At 72.7% G+C, this 4,531-nt stretch carries 3 protein-coding genes; all 3 read left to right on the forward strand.

Translation table 11 applies throughout. The features are described from left to right. Positions 1-1,996 (forward strand): alpha-L-rhamnosidase (locus G3I40_RS45165; RefSeq protein WP_164560585.1); only part of this gene is annotated, 1,996 nt, incomplete at its 5' end. Between the two features lie 253 nt (positions 1,997-2,249). After that, positions 2,250-3,419: a winged helix DNA-binding domain-containing protein gene (locus G3I40_RS45170; protein WP_164560586.1), complete on the forward strand. Its 1,170-nt coding sequence runs from the start codon at positions 2,250-2,252 to the stop codon at positions 3,417-3,419. 235 nt (positions 3,420-3,654) lie between these two features. Further along, on the forward strand, positions 3,655-4,531 hold an 877-nt coding region (locus tag G3I40_RS45175), incomplete at its 3' end, for a molybdopterin-dependent oxidoreductase (RefSeq protein WP_343245222.1).

A 4,531-nucleotide genomic window follows, 5' to 3' on the forward strand; every position in this document is an offset into this window, starting at 1 on the left:
GACGACCGGCCGCCCCGCGGGCTCCTCCGGGCCGGTCCGCGGCGCGGCGGGCAGAGCACCGGCCGGCCGCTGGGACAGGTTCAACCTCTCCCCCGCGAGCCGCACCGTCCGTCCCGTCTCCGGCGAGCACACACGCCTGAGCGGACGGGGCGCCGCCGTCACCCTCGACTTCGGCAAGGAGGTCGGCGGCTTCGTCACCCTCCGGTTCACCAGGTCGACCGCGCCGGACCAGACCGTCGGCCTCACCTACAGCGAGCTGTCCACGTACGTGAGCACCACCTCCAGCGACGGCTCCAACGGAGGTTCCAACCAGGAGCCGCCCGTGCTGTACGCCGCGGGGCCCGGCACCACCGTGCGCACCCGGACGGACACACCCGTCGGCGGTGCGCCCTCCGGCGCGAGCGCTGCGTCACAACTGCGCGGTGGCTTCCGCTACTTGACCGTCATCAACACGACGGACGGTGTCGTCGACCTCGCCGAGGTCACGGTCGACATCACGTTCGCGCCGAACGCCGCCGACCTGCGGGCCTACCCCAACTACTTCCACTGCGACGACGACCTGCTCAACCGCATCTGGTACGCGGGCGCCTACACCGTCCAGACCAACATCATCGCGGTCGACCAGGGACGCGTCTGGGGTCCGCCCGAGACCGGCTGGAACAACTCCGCGACGGTCGGCGAGGCCGGTACCACGGTGCTGGTCGACGGGGCGAAGCGGGACCGCACGGTGTGGCCCGGCGACCTCGGCGTCTCCGTCCTCACCGATTACGTGTCCCTGGGCGACCTGGAGACCGTGCGCAACTCGCTGCGCACCCTCTACAACCACCAGGCCGACTCCGGCGCGCTGCCCTACGCCGGCCCGGCCGTCAACTTCGTCGGCAACTCCGACGCGTACCACCTGTGGACCCTCATCGGCACCGTGCTGTACGCGCAGCTCAGTGGCGACGACGCCTGGGTGGCGACGGTCTACGGCGCCTACCGCAAGGCCATGGACTACATCGTCGGCAAGCTCGACACCGACGGCCTGCTGAACGTGACGAGCAGCGCCGACTGGGCCCGGGGCGACTCCGACGGCAAGAACCTGGAGGCCAACGCCCTCATGTACCGGGCCCTGGTGACCGGCAGCGCACTGGCCCGATCGCAGGGTGACGACGCCTCCGCGGGACACTGGGCGTCCTGTGCCGGCGCCCTCAAGTCGGCCGTGGAGAAGGGGGGTTACTGGGACGAGAGCGCGGGCCTGTACCGCGACAAGCCCTCCGGCGCCGGTGCCGCGCTGTACCCGCAGGACGGCAACGCGCTCGCGATCTGGTTCGGCCTCGTCGACTCCGCGGAGCGCGCCGCACTGATCAGTGAGCGGCTGGCCGCGCGCTGGACGACGGTCGGTGCGCCGAGCCCGGAGAAGAGCGCCGACGCGGTGCACCCGTTCCCCGGCAGCATGGAGGTGCACGCCCACTTCGTCGCGGGCCGCGCGCAGTCCGCGCTCGACCTGATCCGCCGCGAGTGGGGCTTCATGCTCGACAGCCCCGCGGGCACGGCGAGTACGTTCTGGGAGGGGTACCGCCGCGACGGGTCCTCGGACTACAGCGGCTCGTACATGAGCGCCGCCCATGGCTGGTCGACCGGTCCGACGTCGGCGCTGACGTACCAGTTCCTGGGCATCTGCCCGGCCGAGGACGGGTCCGGGCACGTGGTCGTCCCGCACCCCGCGGACCGCCGGTACGCCGAGGGCAGGCTCGTGACGCCCCAAGGCGCCGTCTCGGCGTCTTGGCGGCGGGGACGCGCGGGCGAGTTCAGCCTCTCCGTCGAGGCTCCCGCCGGGGCCGTGACGGGGATCGGCGTGCCGCTCCCCGCTCGCGGCGACTGGGTCGTGCGGCACAACGGCGCGACGGTCTGGCGCCGGGGCCACAAGGCGCACGGCGTCCACGTCGCCGACGGCTACGTGCACCTCGGCGACGTGGCGGGCGGACGCCACACGGTCACGGTCCGGCCCGCCTGACGGCGAACCGGACCGCGGGACCGCGTCGGTCGGCGGGGGGGGGCGGGCAGGACGGCCGGAGGGAGGCGGCGTGGGTTGGAGGGAGGCGGCGTGCGCGCTCACCCTGTCATCGCACAGCGCAGGATCCCGCCCACCGTCGGTCCAGGCGGCGGCGGTGGCTGGTCGGTCGGTCATCGCCGCCTGCCTGGTGTGCGCTGCGCCGACGCGGCCAATGAGGTCAGCTTCCGACCTATATGAGCGTTAGCGTCGGGACATGCCGACGACCACGCGCACAGTGAACTGGCCCGGGGCGAACGCCCGTCGCATCGAGCGCCAGGGCCTGGGCACACCGAACGCTGCCTCCCCCACCGCCGTGCCCGCACTCGCCGCCGCGATGCTGGGAGCGCACGCCCAGGTCCTGTCCGCGGCCGAGCTCTCCCTGGGGCTACGCATCGAGGGCGCCACCCGGGTCGACGTGCGCACCGCCCTGTGGCAGGAGCGATCGCTGGTCAAGATGCACGGGCCGCGCGGCACCGTGCACCTGCTGGCCGCCGCCGACGCCCCCATGTGGACCGGCGCACTGTCCGCCCTACCGGGCTCGGTAGGGCAACAGGCCCCTGCCATCCGGCTCACCGCGGAGCAGACGGACGCCGTCGTCACGGCGGTCGCGGGCGCGCTGACGGGCGCGGAGCTGACCGCCGACGAGCTGACGGAAGAGGTCGTGGCACGGAGCGGTCCCTGGGCGGGCGACCTGGTCATGCCCGCGTTCCAGGGCATGTGGCCCCGCTGGCGCCAGGCGATGCACACGGCGGCGCACCGCGGCGTGCTTGCCTTCGGACCGAACCGGGGGCGCCAGGTGACGTACACGAACCCCGGCGTGACCCCGATGGCACCGAACGCGGCACTCGCCGAACTCGTCCGCCGCTACCTGTACGCGTACGGGCCCGCCACGCCACAGCACTTCGCCAAATGGCTCGCGACATCGCGGAGTTGGGCGCACTCGCTCTTCGACGAGCTGGCCCGGCGCGCGGTGATCGAGGAGGTCGACTTCGAAGGCGTCGGGCCGGCGTGGGTGGCGGCGGGCGACACGGTCTTCCCCGGACCGGAGGGCGTCGCCGACGGCGTACGCCTGCTCCCCTACTTCGATGCGTTCGGAATCGCCTCACAGCCTCGCGAACTGCTCTTCCCGGGTCGGGCCTTCACTCGCGCGCCGGCGGGCGGTCAGGCGGGGAACTACCCCTTGCTCCTCGTGGACGGCGAGGTGGCGGGCGTCTGGCACCAGCGCCGCTCGGGCAGACGCATCGCGGTCACGGTCGAACCTCTCAAGAAGCTGACGGCACGGCAGCTCGACAGGCTGCAGCACCAGGTGGAGCGGATCGGCGAAGTCGCCGAGGGGGTGGCGGAGTTGAGCGTGGGTACGGTGACGGTGGGGCCGCACGCCTAGGGAGCGCGGCGGCAGGCCGGCCAGGGGGCGTGCCGCCGGAGAAACAGGCCGGGCAGATGGCCGCCGATGGCTCCGCACGCGCTTCGTCATACCAGAGACAGGTCGCCGTGCGCCGTCAGGACGTCGCGGGTGCGCAGCCGTCACCCACGACGTCCTGGCTCAGCGATGTGAACACCGCATTGCGGTACTGGACTTGCCCTGGGCCGCAGGCCGCCCGGATTCCTAAGCTCGCCGCGTGACCTTCCCAAATGAAGCACCTGACCTGGCAGTTGACGAGGCGACGTACGACCGCCGGAGGCTGCGGCAATGGCTGTCCGGCGAGGCTCGTGCGGACGGAGTGGCCCGCCGCGACCTGCTGCGGATGCTGACGGCCGCGGGCCTTGCGACGGGCATCTCGGCGGCAATCCCGGCCACCGCCCGGGCCTCGACACCCTCACCGTCCACGGCTGGATCCACGTCCGCGCCCTTGTCCGTGCCCGGCATCGTCAAGCCGCTTCCCACGGAGTGGTTCACGGAGCGCGGCACGAACGCGGAGACGAACTTCGCCTCCCTCGCACACACCGGCCATCACACCCCCGTGTCCCACTTCTTCGTCCGCAACCACACGTCGACTCCCCACCTCGACCCGGCCACATGGTCGTTGAAGGTCTGGGGCAGTGGACTCAGCGCCGAAGGCAGGGACTTCACCCTCGCCGACCTGCGCCGGCTGCCCGCCGTCACCCGCTCCTCCTTCCTGGAGTGCGCGGGCAACGGCCGCAGCTACTTCACCAGCCAGCAGGGCCAGACCGTCACCGGCACGGCCTGGACACTCGGCGCCGTCGGCTCCGCCCGCTGGCGCGGTGCCCGCCTCGCCGACGTGCTGCGCCTCGCGGGGCTGCGACGCGGCGCGGTCGACGTCCTGCCGCGCGGCCTCGACCCCGACTACGTCACGGCGGACGGCACGAACCTGGGCCGGGTGCGCCGCCCGCTGCCCGTCGCGAAGGCCCTCGATGACGTGATTCTGGCCTACGAGATGAACGGCGCTCCCCTGCCGCCCGACCACGGCGCCCCGGTCCGCCTGATCGTCCCCTCCTGGATCGGCATCGCCTCGATCAAGTGGGTCGGCGACATCG

The organism is Streptomyces sp. SID14478, from assembly GCF_010548525.1.
Lineage (GTDB): Bacteria > Actinomycetota > Actinomycetes > Streptomycetales > Streptomycetaceae > Streptomyces.

Excerpts from the sequence above, each read along its gene's own strand:
- G3I40_RS45170 (WP_164560586.1), top strand. The coding sequence starts at position 2,250 with ATGCCGACGACCACGCGCACAGTGAACTGGCCCGGGGCGAACGCCCGT.